The organism is Salmonella sp. 741265055_HSA (assembly GCF_046569525.1).
Lineage (GTDB): Bacteria > Pseudomonadota > Gammaproteobacteria > Enterobacterales > Enterobacteriaceae > Salmonella > Salmonella enterica.
On record NZ_JBKFSQ010000025.1, the window covers coordinates 12,312 to 34,849 of the forward strand.

Consider the following 22,538-nt stretch of genomic DNA (forward strand, 5'->3'; position numbering starts at 1 on the left):
GGAGCCTTACGGCTCCTTTTTTATATTAACGGCGCTGTGCTTATCAGGCCTGTAAACCGCCTCCAGGCCGGATAAGGCGCTTGTGATATCTGACTTATTCGCTCTGAGTCGCCAGATGTCGGCGGCAGGTGAGGGCGTCGCATTCGATACGCACCACGCAAACCGCTTTCATCATATCTTCCCGATAACTGAAGGTTTTTCCCGGATCGGTCTGGCGCATAATGACGTCCAGGCCGTAGCGCATCTCCTCGCGTGTTTGCAATATCGATGCCAGTCCGGTGGCGAAAACGCTGGTGTAGGCGTAGCTATAATCACAGGGGTCATCGGCACGTAGTAATGCATGGTCGCCGTCCATTTCAATGCATACTGCCGGGTTCTTACGTAACAGACGCATCTTTTTCCCGGTGCGTGCGCCGTGAAAATAAAATATCCAGCGTCCGTTCTGATACTCGTAGCCAAAATTTACGGGGACAACATACGGACAGAGATTGTCGTTAAACCCTATTCGACACACTTCGTGTTTACTGAGAATAGCCAGTATTTCTGCTATATCAGTGACTTCCCGTTCTGGATTACTCATTTCTATTATCTTATTCAAAGAGTGAAAATGCCCGGACTACCGTTACCGCAGCCCGGGCACGCCATCAGCCGTGTTTATTTTTCAATTCAAAACGCGGTGAGACCAGGCCGTATAACGTCCAGCCGAGGAAGGTCACAATTGAGCCGTACAGCATGGCTTCTTCACCGGAGGAATATAGCGCGTAGAAGCTATACATGGCACCAACGAAGGCCACGAAGTTAGCGACTTTCGCTTTTGATGACGGCACATTCGCCATTTTCTGAATGATAACCAGCGCGGCCATCGACAGAATATACGGAATAATGTTCGTCACCACCGCCAGGTTAACCAGGACGTTAAACTGACTATTCAGCGACGGGCTAATGGTCATCAGCGACAGGCCAGTCTGAATAATCACAATAATCAACATCCCCTGTACCGGCGCGTCGACTTTCGTTACGCGAGAGAAGACTTTCGGGAAATAGCCTTCGTCAGCGGAGGATTTAAAGACCTGAGCGATAGTGAACTGCCAGCCCAGCAGCGAGCCGCAGCAGGACATTACCATCAGCGCCATGATCACTTTACCTACCGCAGGCGTGAACATCTGTGCAAACGCCAGACCAAACGGCGCCGTGGAGTTCGCCAGATCCATGTTTGGCACAATCCCGGCAATCACGTTAGTCGAAACGATATAGATGACCGCTGCGCCCAGCGTACCGCCCAGTACCGCGATGGGGACGTTCTTTTCCGGATTCTCGACCACGTCTGCGTTGGCGCAGGCGGATTCCAGTCCAAGAAATGCCCACAACGTCATCGCGATGGAAGAGCCGACCGCGCTAAAGAACGGAACATGGTGCGGGTTCCATGACGCCACGTACATGCTGGGGCTAAACCAGAACCAGCCGATGATGCACAGGCCGACAACCGGAATGATGACGCCCCAGACGGTAACGCTACTGATCTGTCCGGTGATACGCGCGCCGCCAAAGTTTGCGATGGTACAAATCCACAATACGGCGATAGTCGCCAGGCCGATCTGGATCGGCGTCAGCGCGGCGCCGAACAACTCGGTGCCATAACCGACAGCGGAGATAGCGATAGCCACGTTGGCGATCAGCAGCGAGACGCCGTAGGTATAGTTCGCCATAAAGTTGCCGGATTTACCGAAGGCATATTCGGCGTAACCGCCCATGCCGCCGGATTTACGGCTAAACATACCGCATTTCGCAAACGCCCAGGCCAGCGCCATCGAGCCGACGGCGGTGACCAGCCAGGAGATAATGGATATCGTGCCGACTTCAGACAGTTTGGTCGGTAGCATGATGATCCCGGAGCCCATCATGTTGACCATAGTCAGAATTGTGAGCTGCACGACACCCATTTTATTGGATTTAGGTTTACTCATAATTTTTCCTCCTTCAGCAGGGAGCGCTGCGCGTCACGAGGTTTAATGACGTAGCACCAGACCTGCTTACGGCCGTCGTGTTCTTCGATATAAACGCCCTGCAGTTCAGGCGCAAAGCCCGGCAGCAGGTTGATCCCTTCTTCCAGGGCGCTGAAGTAACGCAGGACAGAACCGCCCCAGATTTCACCCGGAACTACACACAGCACTCCCGGCGGGTAAGGCAGGGCGCCTTCAGCCGCGATACGACCTTCCGCTTCCGGTAGGCGAACCAGTTCGACCTCGCCGCGCAGATAGGCATAGTTGGCCTCTTGCGGATTCATACTGACTTTCGGGAAATGCGATTTACGGAACATCTCTTTTTGCAGTTGTTTCACGTTGTGCCGCGCATAGAGATCGTGCATCTCCTGGCAAAGCTGACGCAGGGTATAGCCGGCATAACGCGCTTCATGCTGTTTGTAGATGGACGGTAATACTTCCGCTAACGGCGCATCAGCTTCCAGCAGTTTTTCGAAACGAGCCAGCAGAGCGACAAGCTGTTGTAACTTCGCCATGTCTTCTGCCGGCGTCAGCAGGAACAGAATGGAGTTGAGGTCGCATTTTTCCGGCACAACGCCGTTCTCGCGCAGGAAGTTGGCGAGGATCGTGGCAGGAACGCCAAAGTCTTCATATTCGCCGCTCGCTGCATTAATGCCCGGTGTGGTGAGCAGCAGTTTGCAAGGGTCGACAAAGTACTGATGTTCGGCATAGCCTTCAAACGCATGCCAGTGTTCTCCCGGAACGAAGTGGAAGAAGCGCAGATCGCTGGCGATCTCTGACGTCGGGTATGACTGCCACGGTTTACCATCAATCAGTTCCGGTACGAACGGACGGATGTGATGACAGTTTTCGAGGATCAATTTACGGGCATCGATGCCGTTAACCACGCAATCCATCCACATATTGCGACCGCTGACGCCTTCGTGCATTTTGGCGTTAACGTCCAGCGCGGCGAACAGCGGATAGAACGGGCTGGTGGAGGCGTGCATCATAAAGGCGTTGTTCATGCGCTTATGCGGAACGTAGCGCGATTGCCCTTTGATATGGCTATCTTTTTTATGGATCTGCGAGGTCTGGGAGAAACCGGCTTGTTGTTTGTGAACGGACTGCGTCACCAGAATACCCGGATCGTTTTCGTTCAGTTCCAGCAGCAGCGGCGAACAATCGGCCATCATCGGAATAAATTGTTCATAGCCGACCCAGGCGGAGTCAAACAGGATGTAGTCGCACAGATGACCAATTTTATCGACGACCTGACGGGCGTTATAAATGGTACCGTCATAGGTGCCTAACTGGATGACGGCCAGACGGAATGGACGTGCTTCGCGGGCACGCTGCGGCGTGACTTCGCTAATCAGCTCGCGCAGGTAATCTTCTTCGAAGCAGTGAGCGTCGATCCCGCCGATAAAACCATACGGGTTACGTGCGGTTTCCAGATAAACTGGCGTTGCGCCCGCCTGCAATAATGCGCCGTGGTGGTTAGATTTGTGGTTGTTACGGTCAAACAGTACCAGATCGCCCGGCGTTAACAGCGCGTTGAGTACGACTTTGTTAGAGGAGGAGGTCCCGTTCAGCACAAAGTAGGTCTTATCGGCGTTAAAGACTTTCGCCGCATGTTGCTGCGCAATACAAGGCGCGCCTTCGTGAATCAGCAGATCGCCCATCGCCACGTCCGCGTTGCATAGGTCGGAGCGGAAGAGCGTTTCGCCAAAGTATTCCACGAACTGATTACCGGCAGGATGACGGCGGAAGAATTCGCCGCCCTGATGCCCCGGGCAGTCAAATGCGCTGTTGCCCTGGTTGACATAATCCACCAGCGCGCGGAAAAACGGCGGACGTAACTGCGTTTCGTAGTGGCTTGCCGCGGTTTCCAACTGGCGACCATAGAAGGCAGTACGGGATTCATTATATTCGAATACACCAGAGATACGCGGCAAATACTCAGGCGGTACGCGCCCTTCGTCATGAGTCGCGACAAACACGGGAATACCGTAACCCGTTGCGTCGATTTCATCGAGTTTTCCGTGTTCAATGTCGTCGATGGATAACACGATGGCAGCCACGTCGATGAAACGACTCTCATCAACATTTACAATATTACGGTGTGTAGAAAAACAATCCGGGCAATGACGGCTAACGGCAATTTTTAATTCTGACATTTTTCATCTCTTTATTTCAGGTAATAGCAGGCCCTCAATTTCTCGCATGAGAAACTGATTCTTCCGGAAAAAATCAAAGCTATCCCGCTGATAAAAAATCAGTAAATTAGCTTTATTTTAGATGTAATAAATCCCAACCCGTCCGGTTGCAGGAAATTCAGGATTTAAGAAGTTGAGTACTACGATATACAGGCAGAAACCGTGATAACTAAAATTGCGCTGAGTCGGAATTTCTTCTGTCAAACCACATGGTTAGCTGGCTGGGCGTAAAGAAATTACCGTACTGTCGCTTTTAACAATTCGAGTTATTTAGGCAATAGACCTGAATGACATAAGGGTCGGAAAGACCTGTATGCTGAAGTACCCGTAGCAGAAAAACTACCGGGCATTAAAGAAATGAAAATCGAAACTATTACGGTGGGCAAACATCATAATATGCGTTGTCCGCCTTATATGGGGCATAAAACGATTATTATTTTCCATTTTGAGGTCCTTTCATTGATTTATTGAAAGCATGGATATTTTATCCAGGGAGCGCCAGCGATCTGTGAACCAGATCAACAAAAAACAATCATTTGAAAAATAATTAGTCGGCGATTATGCATATCGTGCTGTGAAATAACGGATTGTTTCTTAAATGTTAATTATATGTTTTTTATATCCTCTATAAAATATAATATCGTCGCGAAAATAATTATTTGCGACGCCGAAAATAAATGACATAAAAATTAGAAGTTATTTAAAAATAATGAATAGCTATTCACGGAATAAAGCGATAGCCAATTCCGGTTTCGGTAATAAAATGGCGTGGGCGGGTGGGATCTTGTTCCAGTTTCTGGCGTAAATGTCCCATATAGATGCGCAAATAGTGGCTATGCTCCACGGCGTTAGGGCCCCAGACCTGGTTTAATAACTGCCGTTGGGTTAATACTTTGCCGGTATTATTGAGTAATACCGCCAGCAGGCGGAACTCAATCGGCGTCAGATGGATTTCTTCGTCGCCACGGTGGATCAACCGTGCGGCGAGATCGACCGTCACGCCGGAAAAGCGGACGATCGGATCGGCGCAAGGGCTGGCGGCGTGCCGTCGCAGCGCGACACGCAAACGCGCCTGCAATTCGCCAATGCCGAATGGCTTGCTCAGGTAATCATCAGCTCCGGCGTCAAGCGCGGCAATCTTATCGCTTTCTTCGCTGCGGGCGGAAAGGACAATCACTGGTATTGCGCTCCACTGACGCAGGTCGCGAATAAAATCGATTCCATCGCCGTCCGGCAGGCCGAGATCGAGAATAATCAGATCGGGCTTTCGCGTGGCGGCTTCCAGTAAACCACGTTGTAATGTTTCAGCTTCATACACGCGCAGGCCGTCGCCTTCCAGCGCGGCGCGCAGAAAGCGGCGGATGGCCTGTTCATCTTCAACAATCAGAACGTTTGTCACATATCCTCATGAAAATCATCAAGTTCAGGTGGCTTTCCTTGCGGCAGCGTCACACGGAAACAGGCGCCGCCCTGCGGTCGATTATAGGCGGTAAGCGTGCCGCCGTGTACCTCTACGATAGCATGGCAAATCGCCAGCCCCAGCCCCACGCCGGGGACGGCGGACTCTTTGTTGCCGCGGGCGAACTTATCGAAAATCTTCTGTTCTTGCCCCGCAGGAATACCCGGCCCGTTATCCCAGACATCCAGTTGTAAACGATCGTCCTTAACCGCAGCATCAATGCCGATACTGGCCTGCGGCCCGGCGTACTTAACGGCGTTTTCCAGCAAGTTGATCAGGACGCGCTCAAATAAGGGGCCATCGACATGGATAAGCGTTAACTGTTGCGGCAGCGACAATGTAATCGGATGCAATAAACCCGGCTCTAACATCTGTAACGCGCTCCCGACGACCTCTTCCAGCGTCAGCCACTCTTTTTTAAGATTAAACCCGCCGGACTGAATACGCGCCATATCCAGCAAATTATTCACCAGCCGGGTGGTGTTGAGAATATGCTGGCGGATTTCACTGGCCTGACGCGCGTGGGGCGATCCTGCGCTGGCTAGATCCAGCGTCAAAATTTCCGCCTGGCCGAACAATACCGTCAGCGGCGTGCGTAAATCATGCGACAGCGCCGCCAACAGAGCGTTGCGAATACTTTCGCGCTCGCTGGCGAGACGCGCCTGTTCCTCGCTGGCGGTCAGCGTCAGTCGTTCCAGCGCGTTGGCGACAAGCAGAGTGAATGTTTCCAGCAGGCGTTGCTGCTCCGGCACCATTAACTGACGCAAATTACCCGGTTCGACGATAGCCAGGCCGTACGTTTTATCGGCGCTTTTCAGCGGCAGGATTTGATAAGGCACGCCAGGGAGGGTATCGGTGCCTGCGCCGGCAGGCTGGCCTTTATCAAAACTCCAGCGCGCAATTGCGTCGTCCCACGGCGTCATGCCTTGCTGATGGGTGAGAGGCAGCAACTTACCGTTAGCATCAGGTAATAAAATTTGGCTGCGCGCCTGAAACGTCGAGGCGATAAACCGCTCGCTGGTCGCGGCGATATCATGTTCGCTACGCCCGACGGCCAGCGCTTTAGACATTTCATATAAATGACGGGTACGCTGTTCCCGATAACGGGCGACGCGCGCCTGATAGCGCACCCCGGCAGTAAGATTGCCAATTACCAGACCCACCGTCAGCATCACGGCAAAGGTCAGCAAATATTGCACGTCCGAAACGGCGAGCGTACCGCGTGGCGCGATAAAAAAGAGATCGAAACTCGCCACGTTAATCACCGTCGCCACTACCGACGGCCAGCGTCCGTAAAGCAGCGCAATCACCACTACACCCAGCAAATAGAGCATCACCAGATTGGCGGCGTCGAAGGTGACAAGCCACTGCATAGCGATAAGCGTGGTGATGGCGCAAAGCGCCACGGCGACCAGACAGCCCTGAATCTGCCCACGCCATTTCTCTTTAAAAGGTCGGTTATCAGGCGTTTGCGCCAACGCGCGGGCAGGCGGTTCTTCCAGCGCGACGATCACCTGATCGAGATCCGGCGCGCGCCTGGCAAGACGGTCGGCGAAAGCGTCACGTCGCCACCAGCGTCGCGACGCCGGACGGCCCATGACGATTTTCCCCAGATTATGTTCGCGGGCATAGCGCACGATCGCTTTCTCTTCGGCGGGATCGGACAGGGTGGCGGTTTCCGCGCCAAGCTCCTGCGCCAGGCGCAGCGCGCTTAAAATAGCCCGCCGTTGCTTTTCCGGTAAGCGGTGTAACGTTGGCGTTTCGACATAGACGGCGTGCCAGACGCTGCCGAGCCGGGAGGCCAGACGCGCCGCGGTACGCACCAGTTTTTCACTGCCGGTGTTATGCCCGATACACAGTAAAATCGCATCGCGGGTATGCCATACTTTTTCTTCGCCCGGATGCGCGCGCCAGGCGCGCATCTGATCGTCCACGCGATCGGCTGTCCGGCGTAGCGCCAGCTCGCGGAGGGCGATCAGATTGCCCTTGCGGAAAAAATGTTCAATAGCGCGTTCCGCCTGACCGGCGATATACACTTTACCTTCGTTGAGCCGTTGGCGCAGATCGTCGGGCGGCAGATCGACCAGTACGACTTCATCGGCGGCATCAAAAAAGGGATCGGGGACGGTTTCGCGCACCTGAATCCCCGTGACGCCGCTCACCACATCGTTCAGACTTTCCAGATGTTGTACGTTCACGGTGGTGAAAACGTCGATTCCCGCTTCCAGCAGCTCTTCAATATCCTGCCAGCGCTTAGGATGGCGTGAGCCAGGCGCGTTACTGTGCGCCAGCTCATCCATTAAAATCAGTGCCGGACGCCGGGCGAGGGCGGCATCCAGGTCAAATTCGCGAATTTGCCGCCCCCGGTGCGAGTGACGTTTTGGCGGCAGAATGGTCAGCCCGTCAAGTAGCGCGGCGGTCTCTTTACGACCGTGCGTCTCTACCACGCCGATCACCACATCCAGTCCCTGCGCTCGCAGCCGCTGCGCTTGCGCCAGCATCGCCCAGGTTTTTCCGACGCCTGCGCAGGCGCCGAAGAAAATTTTCAACTTCCCCCGGTGGGGCGGGGGCGTTTGTTCCAACAAGCGATCCGGATCAGGACGCAAGGGTTCGTCGTTCATTTAGCTCTGTGTCCCTGTAGCGCATCCAGCGCCAGATTAAGCTCAACAATATTCACCACCGGTTGCCCAAGAAAGCGCGCCAGCGGCCTGTGCGTATATTCTGCAACCAGTTGCGCGACCTGTTCAACGGGAAGCTGGCGAGCCGCCGCCACGCGGGGGATTTGCCATGCCGCGGCGCCGGGCGTCAGATTATTATCCAGCCCGCTTGCCGAGGCCGTCGCCAGCTCAACCGGAACCGCGGAACTCGCCTGGGGGTTAGCGGCGCGTAGCGCGGCGACGCGGGCCTGTATTTGCGCATCCAGTTCGGGATTGCTGGCGGCCAGGTTGCTTCCGCCCGACGCCAATGGATTATAAGGCGTATCGGCGGTGGCGGAGGGCCGGCCATGAAAATAACCCGCGGCGGTAAACGATTGTCCGATAAGCGCTGAGCCGCGTATCACATTGTCTTTATGAATCAGCGAGCCATTAGCCTGCCAGGGAAACCACCACTGCCCCAACGCCGTGGTCAGAAGCGGATACACGCCACCGGTCAATAACAGCAGAAATAACATTGTCGAAAAAGCAGGACGTAAACCGATCATCATACACCTCACGCCAGACCCAGCAGGGTCAGCAGCACATCAATCACTTTGATACCAATAAACGGCACCACCAGACCACCCAGACCATAGATCCATAAATTACGGCGCAGCATGGCCGATGCGGAAAGCGGCTTATAACTCACACCTTTTAATGCCAGCGGGATCAGAAAAATAATAATCAGGGCGTTAAAGATCACCGCGCTCAGAATGGCGGAGTTCGGCGAATGCAGCCCCATCACGTTGAGCGCGTTTAGCTGCGGATAGGTAGCGGCAAACGCGGCGGGAATAATGGCGAAATATTTCGCTACATCATTCGCGATACTGAAAGTGGTGAGCGAGCCGCGCGTCATCAGCATCTGCTTACCGATATGCACCACTTCAATCAATTTGGTCGGGTTAGAGTCCAGATCCACCATATTACCGGCTTCTTTCGCCGCCTGGGTACCGGAGTTCATCGCCACCGCGACGTCAGCCTGCGCCAGCGCCGGGGCATCGTTAGTGCCGTCGCCAGTCATGGCGACCAGCCGTCCTTCCGCCTGATATTGACGGATCAGCGCCAGCTTGGCTTCCGGCGTGGCTTCGGCAAGAAAATCGTCCACACCGGCTTCGGCGGCAATCGCTGCCGCCGTCAGGCGGTTATCGCCAGTGATCATCACCGTTTTAATGCCCATCTTTCGTAGCTGGGCGAAACGTTCTTTAATGCCGCCTTTAACGATATCCTTGAGGGCGATAACACCCAGTACGCGCGCGCCTTCCACGACTACCAGCGGCGTCGCGCCCAGACGCGCTACGTTCTCGACGTTTTGCTCGACATCGGCGGGAAAATGGCCGCCATTGCTCTCGACATGACGCCGAATCGCGTCCACCGAGCCTTTACGGATCATCCGGTTATCGATATTAATCCCGCTCATGCGGCTTTGCGCGGTAAACGGAACAAAGGTGGCATGAAGCGACTGCACATCGCGTTCACGCAGGTTAAAGCGCTGTTTGGCGAGGATCACAATGCTGCGGCCTTCCGGCGTTTCGTCGGCCAGCGAAGCGAGCTGCGCGGCGTCAGCCAGCGTGCGTTCGTCTACCCCTCGGGCGGGAATAAAATCGGATGCCTGGCGGTTGCCGAGCGTGATAGTGCCGGTTTTATCCAGCAGTAACACGTCGACATCGCCCGCGGCTTCTACGGCGCGGCCGCTGGTGGCGATGACGTTCGCGCCCAACATTCGGCTCATTCCGGCTACGCCAATGGCGGAGAGTAGCCCGCCGATGGTGGTGGGGATCAGGCACACCAGCAACGCCACCAACACGGTGACGCTGACCGCGTTACCGCCCCAGGCGGAGAAGGGCCACAGGGTGGCGGTCGCCAGTAAAAAGACAATGGTCAGGGCGATGAGCAAAATCGTCAGGGCAATCTCGTTAGGCGTTTTCCGCCGCTGCGCGCCTTCCACCATCGCGATCATCCGGTCAAGAAAGGTTTCGCCAGGATTGACGCTACAGGCAATCACCAGCCAGTCGGAAAGAATTCGCGTGCCGCCGGTGACAGAAGCGAAATCGCCGCCGGACTCACGGATCACGGGCGCGGATTCGCCGGTAATCGCACTTTCATCCACCGAGGCGCCACCTTCGATGACCTCGCCGTCGCAGGGAATAACATCGCCTGCTTTGACCAGGACAATGTCGCCTTTCCGCAGTTCAGCGGCGGGCACGTTATCGGCCTGCGCATCATGGCGCGGGGCGCGCAGGCGGCGAGCGAACGCGGTCTTTTTCACTCCTTTCAGACTGTTTGCCTGGGCTTTGCTGCGGCCTTCCGCCAGCGCTTCGGCAAAATTGGCGAACAGTACGGTGAACCATAACCACAGACTGATCACCCCTGTAAACAAGGCGCTTCCCGCTATTTGTCCTGTTACCATAGCGAGCGTTAACAGAGTGGTTAGCACGCTGCCGGCCCAGACCACAAACATCACCGGGTTACGCCACTGGGCGCGTGGGCTTAGTTTTTTTACGGCATCCGTTAGCGCCTGTACGAGTAAAACAGGTTCAAACAGCGCCAGTTGCTTGCGACTCATATCAATGTACTCCGCATCGCTCAAGGTAAAGAGAAATGTTCCGCTACCGGGCCAAGCGCCAGGGCAGGAATAAACGTCAGCGCGCCGACCAGCAGTACCGTGCCGATGAGCAGTCCAATAAATAGCGCGCCGTGGGTCGCCAGCGTTCCCTGACTGGCTGGCTGTACTTTTTTACTGACCAGCGATCCGGCGATGGCCATGACAGGAATAATCACGCCGAAACGGCCGACGAACATGCAGAACGCCAGCAAACAGTTCCAGAAAGGCGAGTTAGCGCTCAGACCCGCAAAGGCGCTACCGTTGTTGTTGGCGGCAGAGGAGACGGCATATAGCACTTCGCTAAAACCGTGCGGGCCAGGGTTCAGCATTGCGCTGCGTCCGGCATCCGTCATCATCGCCAGCGCCGAACCCAACAAGACCAGCATCGGCGTGACCAGGATCGCCAGCGCGGTCATTTTCATTTCGCGCACGTCGATTTTTTTCCCCAGATACTCCGGCGTGCGACCGATCATCAGCCCCGCGATGAACACCGCCAGCAGGACAAACAGCAACATGCCGTACAGGCCTGAACCGACGCCGCCAAAGACCACTTCGCCAATTTGCATCAGCCACATCGGCACCATACCGCCCAGAGCGGTAAACGAGTCGTGCATGGCATTTACCGCCCCGCAGGACGCCGCGGTCGTGACGACGGCAAACAGGCTGCTGGCCAGCACGCCAAAGCGTGTTTCTTTACCTTCCATGTTGACGCTACTGTCCGCGCCTGCCGCCAACAGATGTGGATTTCCCTGAACTTCCGCCCACATCACTACCGCTACGCAGACCACAAAAATGAATGACATTGCCCACAGTAGCGCGCGTCCCTGACGGCGATCGCCCGCCGCTTCGCCAAAGGCGAAACAGAGCGCGGCTGGAATCAAAAATATCGCCAGCATCTGCGCCAGATTAGTGAGCGCGGTGGGATTTTCGAACGGATGCGAAGAGTTGGCGTTAAAGAAACCGCCGCCGTTAGTGCCAAGCATTTTGATCGCCTCCTGCGAAGCAACCGGACCCATCGGCAAGAGTTGTTTAGCGCCTTCAAGAGTGGTGATGGGCTGATAAGCCGACAGGTTTTGCGGTACGCCTTGTTGGATAAAAAACAGCGCGATAATTAACGCGACAGGAAATAATATCCATAGCGTAATGCGTACCAGATCCTGCCAGGCATTACCCAGCGTGTGCACATTCTGGCGCGTAAAGGCGCGGATAAGTGCAAAAACCACCGCAATCCCGGTCGCCGCCGACAGGAAATTTTGCACCGTCAGCCCCGCCATCTGGCTAAAGTAGCTCAGCGTGCTTTCGCCGCTGTAGGCTTGCCAGTTGGTATTGGTGACAAAGCTGACGGCGGTATTCAGCGCCAGATCCCAGGACATCCCCGGTAGCCGCTGCGGATTTAAGGGCAGCCACTCCTGCCAGAATAGCAGGCAAAACAGGATGCCCAGTCCCAGCAGATTGAGCGTCAGTAGCGCCAGTAAATACTGACGCCAGTTCATTTCGTGGTCGGTAATGCCAAGAGTCCGCCAGAGGATACGCTCAATGCCAGCCACGCCCGGCAACGGAACGGCGGCGATGAGCCTTGCCAGGCCCGAACCCAACGGTTTCGCCAGTACTAATAAAATCAGTAAAAAACTGGCGATCAGTAAAAATCCTTGCGCGGCCATCAGAACGCCTCCGCATTAATCAGGGCATAGACCAGATAACCTAAAAGTAAGAAAACCAGCACGATGCCGGTTATCACGCCTGCACTCACAGAGCACCTCCAGTGGCATTGTTTTACTCCTGAGAAAGGTAATTTTTTGGCTGCAAAGATTTCGCAAAAATTGGCGGGCGGAGTGTAAAAAAAGTATAAAAATGGCAAAGACCATTATTTAACTAATGATTAGTATTAATTTAACCTTTTTGTAACTAATTTACGCTTTGAATGTAAATCTGCTGGAAAAGCGTGAAAATAAGTGGTCGGATGAGTAGTAAAATTACACCGAAAGCGGTACTATTTTAATCAGGTAACGAGGTTCAATTTTTCGGTGCTATTCACCGATTCAATCTATACCGGGGCGGGTAGCGTCGGTATAAAGGGGGGAAACGTATGGAACATTATAAAGACTATCCGGCGCATGTCATTTTTGTCCGTCGTGCTTTCGCGGTGATCGCAGGCGTGCTGGCGCTGCCGGTGATGCTCTTCTGGAAAGACCGCGCGCGTTTTTATAGTTATCTGCACCGTGTCTGGTCGAAAACCAGTGATAAGCCGGTATGGATGGCGCAGGCTGAAAAAGCCACCTGCGACTTTTATTAATCGCGACCAGCCTGAAAAACCGTCAGCCGCCACGCTGGCGGTTTTTTTATGCGCCAGGGTCTACACTGTTTAACGCTATTCGCCGTGACGTTTCATCTTTCAGGAGTTGTATGCCCACCCATTTAGTCTGGTTCAGGCGCGATCTGCGTTTACAGGATAACCTTGCGCTGGCCGCCGCCTGCCGCGATGCATCCGCGCGGGTGCTGGCGCTTTATATTTCCACCCCCGCGCAGTGGCATGCTCATGATATGGCGCCGCGGCAGGCGGCATTCATCAGCGCGCAGCTCAATGCGCTACAGACGGCCCTTGCAGAGAAAGGGATTCCGCTGCTGTTTCATGAAGTGGCGGATTTTAATGCCAGTATTGAAACGGTCAAAAACGTTTGCCGACAGCATGACGTCAGCCATCTGTTTTATAACTATCAGTATGAGTTTAACGAGCGTCAGCGTGACGCGGCGGTGGAAAAAACGCTGCCATCTGTCATCTGCGAAGGCTTTGACGATAGCGTGATTCTGGCGCCCGGCGCGGTGATGACCGGCAATCATGAAATGTATAAAGTTTTTACGCCGTTTAAAAACGCCTGGTTGAAACGGCTAAAAGAGAATATCCCGCCGTGCGTTCCGGCCCCGAAGATCCGGGTGAGCGGCGCGCTTTCTACACCCTTAACGCCAGTTTCGCTTAACTACCCGCAACAGGCGTTTGACGCCGCGCTTTTCCCGGTGGAAGAAAACGCGGTCATCGCGCAGCTACGTCAGTTCTGCGCGCAGGGCGCGGACGGGTATGAGTCACGGCGGGATTTCCCTGCGGTCGACGGCACCAGTCGGCTTTCCGCCAGCCTGGCGACGGGTGGCCTGTCGCCGCGACAGTGCCTGCACCGATTACTGGCGGAGCAGCCGCAGGCGCTGGACGGCGGACCGGGAAGCGTCTGGTTGAATGAGCTCATCTGGCGGGAATTTTACCGTCATTTAATGACCTGGTATCCGGCATTATGCAAACACCAGCCGTTTATCCGCTGGACAAAACGCGTCGCGTGGCAGGAGAACTCACACTATTTTCAGGCATGGCAGAAAGGCGAAACCGGTTATCCCATTGTCGATGCGGCGATGCGCCAGCTTAACGCGACGGGCTGGATGCATAACCGTTTACGCATGATTACCGCCAGCTTTCTGATAAAAGATCTGCTGATTGACTGGCGGTTGGGGGAGCGCTATTTCATGTCGCAGCTTATTGACGGCGATCTTGCCGCCAATAATGGCGGCTGGCAGTGGGCCGCTTCAACCGGTACTGACGCCGCGCCTTATTTTCGTATTTTTAATCCCACGACTCAGGGAGAGAGGTTCGATCGCGACGGCGAATTTATCCGCCAGTGGCTACCGGCATTACGCGATATCCCTGGAAAAGCGATTCACGAGCCGTGGCGGTGGGCGGAAAAAGCGGGAGTCGTGCTTGATTATCCTCGGCCCATTGTTGAACACAAACAGGCGAGAATCGCGACGCTTTCCGCCTATGAGGCGGCGAGAAAAGGGACGTGATACAGGCCCGGTAGCGCAAACTACCGGGCCTTCTGCTATCAGGATTCGACGGCCAGCGCGCGGCTTTTGAATTTGAAGGACTGATACAGCCAAATCAGCAGGACAACCCCTACGCAGGCTAACGCGCCCCAGGTGATCTGTTCAAAAACATCCACATAGGCGTTGATGGCGTAATTAACCGCGCCGCTGGCGTCGAAGGCGCTTTGCGAGGTCTGGTCAGCGATGACGCCTGCCAGATAGTTAGCTATCGCGCCGGACAGCAGCATATAAATTCCGGTTAATACGCCGGTGACGCCGGGGATATCAATGCGCGTAATTTGCGACATGGCGACCGGGTCGATAAACAGCTCGGCAAAGCCCATCACCGCCAGTCCCAGCACCATCAGCGGCATTGAGGAGTGTCCGTAAGCGGCGGACCAGCGTGCGCTCAGGGTCAGAATACAGAATCCGGCGCTCATCAGACCGAGACCCAGCGCGAATTTGCCCCAGATACGCACGGTGCGATTACCGCTTACGCTCTCTTTAACCAGCCAGGCCAGGACGACCCCACACAGCATCACGGCAAAGGCGTTCACCGACTGGAACATGGCGGTAGGAACAGAATAGCCCAGAATATCGCGGTTCACAAAGCGGTCGATATACAGGCTGATAGAACTGCCGCCCTGCTGGGCAAACGCCCAGAACAGCATACTGAACAGGGTCAGGGTGACAATCAGCCCCAGTTCTTTGCGCTGTTTGGCCGTTTGCGCCTGACGATAAATTTTTGCCAGCACGACCAGGCCGATCGCGGTCGCCACGATTAAGGCATAGACAGACCATTCTTTCCAGAACAGAACGGTAATCAGCAACGGCGCCGCTACCAGCAAAATTAACAGCCAGCCCCAGTTCGGCAGCAGGTAGTTTCTGGCGCACAACACGGCTTTATTCACGCCGGTGGTGTGGGTGAAATGACGATTTCCACACAGGAAGATCACTAACCCCGCCAGCATACCAATGGCGGCGAGCGCAAAGCCCATCGCCCAACTGTACTCCTCTTGCACATAGCCGCAGGCGATAGGCGCCACGATCGAACCAATATTACCCGCTGCGTAAAGCAGCGAGAACCCGCCATCGCGGCGCGGATCTTCCGGCTGGTACAGTTCGCCCAGCAGGCAGCTAATATTCGATTTAAACAGGCCGTAGCCGCAGACAATGATCGCCAGCGACAGATAAAGGAATGTCGGCGCGATCTCACTGGCGCCCAGCACTAAATGACCTATAGCCATTAAAAATGCGCCCAGCATGACTGCCATTCGGTTGCCAAGCACCTTATCCGCCAGATAGCCGCCAAGAATCGGCGTTACGTAGACCAGCGAACAATAAGCGCTGAATAACTCATAGGCGTGGTTATCGTCGTATTTTAGCTGATTGGTGAGATAAAGAATCAGTAGGGCGCGCATACCATAAAAGCTGAAGTACTCCCAAATTTGCAGAGCGACAACGTAGTAAATAGCGCGGGGTTGAGATGCTTGTTTATTCATCGTATTTCCGGGATAGAGGCGCTGCGGCAAGAAAGCGGCATTCTTTGATAATGCCTTTCTTTGTGGGCTTATTAAGTCTGCCGTATCGCCGTGTTTCCTTAAAGTTACCAACATGATACAGAACTGATTTTTTCTGCAATATGCGTTCTGATTGCATAAATATACATGAAACCGATCGTGTTTTGCTAAGTAATTTGCGCCAAACACCGGGGGTGATTGTTTCTTGATGTGTCAAACAAATGTTTATCGACGAACGGCTAACGGGAGGCTATGTTAACGGAGGCTGAACCCGTAACGGGAAAGTAGAACGTGGGTTAAAGGGAGCGATGATGAAAAACACCGAGCTGGAACAACTGATTAACGACAAGCTGAACAGTGCGGCAATAAGCGATTATGCGCCGAATGGTTTACAGGTCGAAGGAAAAGAGACGGTACAGAAAATCGTTACCGGCGTGACCGCAAGTCAGGCGCTGCTCGATGAGGCGGTGCGTTTGCAGGCCGATGCGGTCATTGTTCATCATGGTTACTTCTGGAAAGGCGAGTCTCCGGTTATTCGCGGCATGAAACGCCGTCGCTTAAAAACGTTACTGGCAAATGATATTAACCTTTACGGTTGGCATCTGCCGCTGGATGCGCACCCTGAGCTGGGCAACAATGCGCAGTTGGCGGCGCTATTGGGCATTACCGTAAAAGGAGAAATTGAGCCGCTGGTGCCGTGGGGAGAGCTCTCAATGCCGGTGCCGGGGCTGGAACTGGCCTCATGGATTGAAGCGCGTCTGGGGCGTAAACCGCTATGGTGTGGCGATACCGGGCCAGAGAATGTGCAGCGTGTCGCCTGGTGTACCGGCGGCGGACAAAGTTTTATTGATAGCGCCGCCCGCTTCGGCGTGGATGCTTTTATTACCGGCGAGGTGTCTGAACAGACCATTCATTCCGCGCGCGAACAGGGGCTGCATTTTTATGCCGCCGGGCACCATGCCACTGAACGCGGCGGTATTCGCGCCCTGAGCGAATGGTTGAACGAAAACACGGCGTTGGATGTGACGTTTATTGATATCCCTAACCCGGCATAACTGAGAGGTAATAAAGTGCAGCGAGCGCGTTGTTATCTGTTAGGCGAAACGGCGGTCGTCCTGGAACTTGAACCGCCGATTACGCTGGCGAGCCAGAAACGCATCTGGCGTCTGACGCAGCGTCTGGTCGATATGCCGAACGTGGTGGAAGCCATTCCCGGGATGAACAATATCACCGTGATCTTGCGGGAACCGCAAACCCTGGCGCTGGATGCGATTGAGCGTCTGCAGCGCTGGTGGGAAGAGAGCGAGGCGCTGGAGCCGGACTCGCGTTCGGTTGAGATCCCGGTGATCTATGGCGGCGCAGGCGGGCCGGATCTGGCGGCGGTGGCACGGCACAGCGGTTTGAGTGAAAAGCAGGTCGTGGAGCTACATGCCTCCGTTGAATATGTCGTCTGGTTTTTAGGCTTTCAGCCCGGCTTTCCCTATCTTGGGAATTTACCAGAACCGCTCCATATGCCCAGACGCGCGGAGCCGCGCCTGCAGGTTCCGGTCGGTTCTGTCGGCATCGGCGGCGCGCAGACGGGGATTTATCCATTATCCACGCCGGGCGGCTGGCAGCTGATCGGCCTCACGCCGTTGAAGTTATTCGATCCGATGCGGGAGCCCCCGGTTCTGCTACGCCCTGGCGATAGCGTACGCTTTGTGCCGCAAAAGGAGGGAATATGCTGAATATTATTCGCGCGGGGATTTACACCTCCGTGCAGGATAGCGGGCGTCACGGCTTTCGTCAGTCGGGGCTGAGTCACTGCGGTGCGCTGGATAAACCCGCCTTTCAGACAGCTAATCTCCTGGTCGGGAACGATGCGAATGCCCCGGCGCTGGAAATCACTCTCGGCCAACTGGTTGTCGAATTTGAAAATGAGACCTGGTTCGCTCTTACCGGCGCAGGCTGCGAAGCGCAGTTGGATGATCAACCGGTCTGGACAGGCTGGCGATTGCCGGTAAAAGCGGGTCAGCGTCTTACGCTGCATCGACCGCTTCACGGGATGCGTAGCTATCTGGCGGTAGCGGGCGGTATTGCTGTGCCGGAGGTGATGGGATCGTGTAGTACCGATCTGAAGTCCGGTATCGGTGGGCTGGAAGGACGGCTACTAAAAGATGGCGATCGGCTGGCGACGGGTAAACCATCGCGACAGTTTAGCGGGCCGCAGGGCGTGAAGCAGTTACTGTGGGGGAATCGCATCCGTGCGCTGCCGGGGCCGGAATACCGTGAGTTCGATCGCGCCTCGCAAGAAGCGTTCTGGCGTTCGCCGTGGCAGCTCAGTCCGCAAAGTAATCGCATGGGCTATCGTTTGCAGGGACAATCGTTAACGCGGACAACGGATCGCGAACTGCTGTCGCACGGTTTGCTGCCCGGTGTCGTACAGGTGCCTTACAACGGTCAACCTATTGTGCTAATGAATGATGCTCAGACAACTGGCGGCTATCCGCGCATTGCCTGCATCATCGAGGCAGATATGTACCATCTGGCGCAGATCCCGCTAGGGCAACCGATCCATTTTGTGCAATGTTCGCTGGAAGAGGCGCTCAACGCGCGCCGCGAGCGTCAGCGCTATCTGGAACAGCTTACCTGGCGACTTCAGCATGAACATTGATTTAAATGCGGATTTGGGCGAAGGTTGCGCCAGCGACAGCGAATTATTAACGCTGGTCTCCTCCGTCAATATCGCCTGTGGTTTTCACGCCGGTGATGCGCAAACCATGCTGACCTGCGTGCGCGAGGCGCTGAAAAACGGCGTGGCGATCGGCGCGCATCCCAGCTTTCCTGATCGGGATAATTTTGGGCGGACGGCGATGGTTTTGCCGCCGGAAACGGTATACGCCCAGACGCTGTACCAAATCGGCGCGCTGGGGGCGATTGTTCAGGCGCAAGGCGGCGTGATGCGCCATGTCAAACCGCACGGTATGCTCTATAACCAGGCGGCGAAAGATCCCCATCAGGCACAGGCGATTGCGAAAGCGGTACACGACTATGATCCGTCACTGATACTGGTTGGACTGGCGGGAAGTGAGCTGATCCGGGCCGGTGAACGCTATCGTCTGACGACGCGGCAGGAGGTGTTTGCCGATCGCGGCTATCAGGCCGACGGTAGTCTGGTGCCGCGCACGCAACCTGGCGCGCTGATTCATGACGAAGAGCAGGCGCTGGCGCAAACGCTGGATATGGTACAAGCCGGGAGAGTGAAAAGCGTTACTGGCGTGTGGACGACTGTCACGGCGCAAACGGTGTGCATTCATGGCGACGGCGAGTATGCGCTTGCATTCGCACGCAGGCTACGCGCCGCGTTTAATGCGCGTAATATACACGTTATTGCCTGAGAGCCAGACGATTGAAGCTATTATATTACGGCTGCTAAAAATTATCGTGTTCTGTTCTCTTAATGTCAGGAAGAGGGATTTATTCAATACTATATAAATCCCCTTATAATATATTATTATTAAAAATAACCAAGTGATGCTGTAATAGCCAGTATGATGAGCTTATTGTTGCTAGCAGCAGAATTTTTGAAAATCACTATGATATCGTTAGCTATCGCCATCTAATCAAACCTCCGGGGCGAGTAAACTACCTGACTCTTTATTACCCTTTCTGATTGATTTACCTCACAATAGCCTCATTTTTAGCATTTATATTCCTCGTCATGACGACTTATCAGGAGACTGAAGCCAGATTGATTCGCTGTTTCACTATCACGTCATGGATAGCGTGCCAGATTGCCAACTATATGGATTTTAAGCTGTTTACGCATAGCAACTTTTTTAGCGAAAATTAAACTCATCTGATCAGTGATTTTTTAGTATATTACTCATTTTGTTATGATGGATTTGTTTTGTGAAAAGAAAATATCTTACGCAAGAAGAGATTGAAAAACTGCTGTCAGCGACTGACAGAATGCCCTTCCCGGAAAGAAACCGCTGCTTAATTCTGATGGCGTTTATTCACGGCTTCCGGGCCAGTGAGCTGCTGGGGCTGCGCTTGTCGGATATTGATCTTGCAGGAAGACAGCTTTATATCCGGCGCCTTAAAAATGGCTTTTCAACATGTCACCCCCTCCTTCCCGATGAGTATAACGTACTGAAAAGCTGGCTCAGGGCCAGGAAGTATCTTGAGAAAGGGGCTGACGGAGACTGGCTGTTCCTGTCGCTGCGACGGCATCCGCTCAGCAGGCAACAATTTTTTTACATACTTCGTGAGGCAGGGCGGTTGGCCGAATTAACAATAGCGCCACATCCTCATATGCTGCGACATGCCTGCGGCTACGCCCTTGCTGACAAAGGGATTGATACACGACTCATACAGGACTATCTGGGGCACAGGAATATCCAGCACACCGTAAGATACACCGCAAGTAACGCCGGGCGTTTTCATGGAATATGGCGAAAAAAACGTCGAGTATAACCGTACGTTCTGATTCAAAAAGTTAAGTCCGCTTCACGCTTTTATTATCCTCTCAGATTTACCCCTTCCACACAAGAGTCATGCAATCGTAATCTCTTGCTTATTAAGGAGTTATCCCTATAACAATAAAAAAACTAAGGGAAAATTTATCTGGTCCAACCAGTGCTATGCTGTATCCATTTTTGTCCTGCCTGCACAAAATGTTAATTTTAAGTGTTAAAAAAACGTATTAAATAATATTTAATGCTAATTAACTATCATATTAAAGAATTAAATCCGTTATTTGACTTTTTGAATCATATTGTTAAATCACTGAGAAGTCTGTTCAGGGAAGAACTGATTTACATAATCAACATATAAATCAAAAGATTACTGTGTTTTTTATTTGTCATTTTGTACTCCGCACAGGGCAGAATTACCCTGCGGCAGGAGCATTTACTACCAGGGGCTGACGGCCTGTGCAGCCGAAAAGCAGAACCGGACAGGGTGTCAGAGTGCTGTGTTTAGATAGGGCCAGACGTCATTTTTCATACAGACATGGAATGGCTCCCGGTCCACGAAAGGGTGCGGACATGTTGTTTCCACAACACGAAGCTGCCGTTGCTGGCGCAGTGCCGGGTCGGCAATGGCCAGAGGAGAACAATCTGATGACGCAAGAATATGCGGAAATGTCCACCGGAAGGGGGGGCACCAGTAAGTGCCGGTACAGTATGGGCGCGAAAATATTTTTGCTCCTGCTGGCGGTCTCCACCGTCGCAGCGTTGTTCAGCCTGTACCAGGTTCTGACGTACTGATATGCAGACGTTAACCAGAGTACTGCCGCCTCTCCGGCTGATTATGTTTTGTCAGTCAGGTGAAAATCCTGCGCAGTTTCCGGATACCGGCGGCCTTTGCGTGGAGGACTGCGTTCGTCTCAGGACACCAGAAGGGCTGCTTGATCGGTTGCGTCGGTGGCCCGGCGCGATGGTGATATCCGCCGGACGGCCATCAACCCAGCTTCTGCTGTGGCAACAGGTTTTTCTGCGTTATCCGCGGACAGTGGTTTTTTGCAGCAGTAACGCGTTTTTACCGGTTGACGTCAGCGTGGAAGGTTACTTCCGCCATCTGAGGCTGGTTAAACGCGCCATGTCGGTAAGGGTTCTGGCCAGAATGGCTGAGCTTGCCATATGGTCATCACTACAGACATCGCCTTACGAGGAGGAGATGAAAAACGCGTTGAGTGTACCGGAGCTGGTGATGGAGATAAACAGCCGCACGCTGGTCAGGTTACTGTCAGAGCGTCTGCCAAAACAGGGACGGCGGGTGCTGGGATTACTATTGTCAGGCTGTAGCCCGGAAATGACGGCCCGTATGCTGGGAACAGGCGTGAGGCAGGTCTGGCTCGCGGAGCAGACGCTGAAACAACGCTGGGATATCCCGACAGGAGTACCGCTATCTGATGCAGTAAGAATAAGGATACCGGACGTCGGCCCGGACATCAGTCAACAGAGTGTGTTGGTAAAAACCGGGGCCGGTAACGCATCGGATTTATGCTGACAGCATATTTACATCATGCCGTGCGGTATTCAAACCCATTATGTTGCGTTCTGAATGAGTTATCTTCGCAAAATAAATATGGCAATCATCGTTGTCCGGAAATACCGCATAACGTGTGACATTAATGAATCTGTAATCAGTGCGAAGGTTTACGCGCTGTGGCGGTAGCGTGGAATTATCTGGATGCGTTGAGTAAATTTCATTTTACCCTGCTGATATTACTGAA

At 54.0% G+C, this 22,538-nt stretch carries 21 protein-coding genes; 10 read left to right on the plus strand and 11 right to left on the minus strand.

Annotated elements, in window-relative coordinates; translation table 11 throughout:
• Positions 1 to 94 precede the first annotated feature (94 nt).
• The 10 genes from ACLD4K_RS14545 to kdpF all read right to left on the minus strand — a co-directional run bounded on the left by ACLD4K_RS14545 (position 95) and on the right by kdpF (position 12,705).
• Positions 95 to 580, minus strand: a complete 486-nt coding sequence (locus ACLD4K_RS14545; protein ID WP_000070056.1) for a pyridoxamine 5'-phosphate oxidase family protein — start codon at positions 578 to 580, stop codon at positions 95 to 97.
• A gap of 64 nt (positions 581 to 644) precedes the next feature.
• Positions 645 to 1,964, minus strand: coding sequence for a putrescine-ornithine antiporter (potE, locus tag ACLD4K_RS14550; protein WP_000042655.1), 1,320 nt, complete (start codon positions 1,962 to 1,964; stop codon positions 645 to 647).
• Positions 1,961 to 4,159, minus strand: a complete 2,199-nt coding sequence (gene speF, locus ACLD4K_RS14555) for an ornithine decarboxylase SpeF (RefSeq protein ID WP_080207843.1) — start codon at positions 4,157 to 4,159, stop codon at positions 1,961 to 1,963. The genes potE and speF overlap by 4 nt, the downstream gene beginning before the upstream one ends.
• Positions 4,160 to 4,537: 378 nt before the next feature.
• Positions 4,538 to 4,642, minus strand: a complete 105-nt coding sequence (gene speFL, locus ACLD4K_RS14560; RefSeq protein WP_015632840.1) for a leader peptide SpeFL — start codon at positions 4,640 to 4,642, stop codon at positions 4,538 to 4,540.
• A gap of 277 nt (positions 4,643 to 4,919) precedes the next feature.
• Entirely contained in the window at positions 4,920 to 5,597 is a 678-nt protein-coding gene (gene kdpE / locus ACLD4K_RS14565; RefSeq protein WP_411012054.1) for a two-component system response regulator KdpE, read from the minus strand.
• Positions 5,594 to 8,278 carry a two-component system sensor histidine kinase KdpD gene (gene kdpD / locus ACLD4K_RS14570; protein WP_411012055.1) on the minus strand — a complete coding sequence of 895 codons (2,685 nt, stop codon included), beginning with the start codon at positions 8,276 to 8,278 and terminating at the stop codon, positions 5,594 to 5,596. Before kdpD ends, kdpE begins: the two co-directional genes overlap by 4 nt.
• The gene (gene kdpC / locus ACLD4K_RS14575; protein ID WP_000579804.1) at positions 8,275 to 8,859 is read right to left on the minus strand and encodes a potassium-transporting ATPase subunit KdpC; all 585 of its coding nucleotides are present in this window, start codon (positions 8,857 to 8,859) and stop codon (positions 8,275 to 8,277) included. The genes kdpD and kdpC overlap by 4 nt, the downstream gene beginning before the upstream one ends.
• An 8-nt stretch (positions 8,860 to 8,867) precedes the next feature.
• A complete protein-coding gene (gene kdpB / locus ACLD4K_RS14580) occupies positions 8,868 to 10,916 on the minus strand; it encodes a potassium-transporting ATPase subunit KdpB (protein ID WP_411012056.1) in 2,049 nt (682 codons plus the stop codon).
• 20 nt (positions 10,917 to 10,936) lie between these two features.
• The gene (gene kdpA / locus ACLD4K_RS14585) at positions 10,937 to 12,616 is read right to left on the minus strand and encodes a potassium-transporting ATPase subunit KdpA (protein ID WP_411012057.1); all 1,680 of its coding nucleotides are present in this window, start codon (positions 12,614 to 12,616) and stop codon (positions 10,937 to 10,939) included.
• Positions 12,616 to 12,705, minus strand: coding sequence for a K(+)-transporting ATPase subunit F (kdpF, locus tag ACLD4K_RS14590; protein WP_001670793.1), 90 nt, complete (start codon positions 12,703 to 12,705; stop codon positions 12,616 to 12,618). Before kdpF ends, kdpA begins: the two co-directional genes overlap by 1 nt.
• Positions 12,706 to 13,041: 336 nt before the next feature.
• Here kdpF and ACLD4K_RS14595 point away from each other — a divergent pair, with 336 nt between their 5' ends.
• Together ACLD4K_RS14595 and phrB are read left to right on the plus strand one after the other, a co-directional pair.
• Positions 13,042 to 13,248, plus strand: a complete 207-nt coding sequence (locus tag ACLD4K_RS14595; protein WP_000401437.1) for a YbfA family protein — start codon at positions 13,042 to 13,044, stop codon at positions 13,246 to 13,248.
• Between the two features lie 110 nt (positions 13,249 to 13,358).
• Entirely contained in the window at positions 13,359 to 14,780 is a 1,422-nt protein-coding gene (gene phrB, locus ACLD4K_RS14600; RefSeq protein ID WP_183059891.1) for a deoxyribodipyrimidine photo-lyase, read from the plus strand.
• A 38-nt stretch (positions 14,781 to 14,818) separates the two neighbouring features.
• Here the strand turns inward: phrB and ACLD4K_RS14605 are convergent, their stop codons facing one another.
• Positions 14,819 to 16,300 (minus strand): MFS transporter, encoded by a 1,482-nt coding sequence (locus ACLD4K_RS14605; RefSeq protein ID WP_001041123.1) that lies wholly within the window; start codon positions 16,298 to 16,300, stop codon positions 14,819 to 14,821.
• A 329-nt stretch (positions 16,301 to 16,629) separates the two neighbouring features.
• On the opposite strand from ACLD4K_RS14605, the gene ybgI reads away from it, so the two are divergent.
• The 8 genes from ybgI to ACLD4K_RS14645 all read left to right on the plus strand — a co-directional run bounded on the left by ybgI (position 16,630) and on the right by ACLD4K_RS14645 (position 22,312).
• Positions 16,630 to 17,373 carry a radiation resistance protein YbgI gene (ybgI, locus tag ACLD4K_RS14610; RefSeq protein WP_000798844.1) on the plus strand — a complete coding sequence of 248 codons (744 nt, stop codon included), beginning with the start codon at positions 16,630 to 16,632 and terminating at the stop codon, positions 17,371 to 17,373.
• A gap of 15 nt (positions 17,374 to 17,388) precedes the next feature.
• Positions 17,389 to 18,045: a 5-oxoprolinase subunit PxpB gene (gene pxpB / locus ACLD4K_RS14615; protein WP_411012058.1), complete on the plus strand. Its 657-nt coding sequence runs from the start codon at positions 17,389 to 17,391 to the stop codon at positions 18,043 to 18,045.
• A complete protein-coding gene (pxpC, locus tag ACLD4K_RS14620; RefSeq protein WP_000932044.1) occupies positions 18,039 to 18,971 on the plus strand; it encodes a 5-oxoprolinase subunit PxpC in 933 nt (310 codons plus the stop codon). The genes pxpB and pxpC overlap by 7 nt, the downstream gene beginning before the upstream one ends.
• Positions 18,961 to 19,695 (plus strand): 5-oxoprolinase subunit PxpA, encoded by a 735-nt coding sequence (pxpA, locus tag ACLD4K_RS14625; RefSeq protein WP_411012059.1) that lies wholly within the window; start codon positions 18,961 to 18,963, stop codon positions 19,693 to 19,695. The genes pxpC and pxpA overlap by 11 nt, the downstream gene beginning before the upstream one ends.
• A gap of 323 nt (positions 19,696 to 20,018) precedes the next feature.
• Complete coding sequence (locus ACLD4K_RS14630) at positions 20,019 to 20,150, plus strand: hypothetical protein (protein WP_411012060.1); 132 nt, start codon at positions 20,019 to 20,021, stop codon at positions 20,148 to 20,150.
• 59 nt (positions 20,151 to 20,209) lie between these two features.
• A complete protein-coding gene (locus ACLD4K_RS14635; protein WP_000824704.1) occupies positions 20,210 to 20,776 on the plus strand; it encodes a tyrosine-type DNA invertase in 567 nt (188 codons plus the stop codon).
• A gap of 458 nt (positions 20,777 to 21,234) precedes the next feature.
• Positions 21,235 to 21,570, plus strand: a complete 336-nt coding sequence (locus ACLD4K_RS14640) for a hypothetical protein (protein ID WP_077957009.1) — start codon at positions 21,235 to 21,237, stop codon at positions 21,568 to 21,570.
• Position 21,571: 1 nt separating this feature from the next.
• Positions 21,572 to 22,312: a transport protein gene (locus ACLD4K_RS14645; RefSeq protein WP_411012061.1), complete on the plus strand. Its 741-nt coding sequence runs from the start codon at positions 21,572 to 21,574 to the stop codon at positions 22,310 to 22,312.
• The last annotated feature ends 226 nt before the right edge of the window (positions 22,313 to 22,538 follow it).